1 protein-coding gene is annotated in these 337 nt (G+C 64.7%); it reads left to right on the top strand.

Going from position 1 to position 337, the window contains the following annotated elements; translation table 11 throughout:
- Positions 1 to 337 (top strand): IS256 family transposase (locus IF89_RS0136735; RefSeq protein ID WP_030778173.1); only part of this gene is annotated, 337 nt, incomplete at both ends.

Raw genomic sequence — 337 nt, 5'->3', positions numbered from 1 at the left:
AGAACTCCCGCAACGGGAAACGCTCCAAGACCGTCGTCACGGACATCGGGGGCCTGGCTCATGGTGAGATCTCCTCTCATCTGGCCGAGGTCTATGGTGCCGATGTGTCCAAGCAGACGATCTCCACGATCACCGATTCGGTGATGGAAGGTATGGCGGAGTGGCAGGCCCGTCCGCTCGACCGCGTCTATCCGGTCGTCTTCATCGACTGCATCAACGTGAAGATCCGCGAGGGCCGAGTCGCCAACCGCCCGGTCTATATGGCCCTCGCGGTCACGGCCGAGGGCCACCGCGACATCCTCGGCTTGTGGGCCGGCGGCGAAGGAGGCGAGGGCGC

The sequence above is a fragment of the Streptomyces sp. NRRL F-2664 genome, assembly GCF_000719345.1.
In the GTDB taxonomy this organism is placed as follows: domain Bacteria; phylum Actinomycetota; class Actinomycetes; order Streptomycetales; family Streptomycetaceae; genus Streptomyces.
The sequence above is the reverse complement of the archived record's forward strand: the minus strand, read 5'-3'. Positions and strand labels throughout refer to the sequence as shown.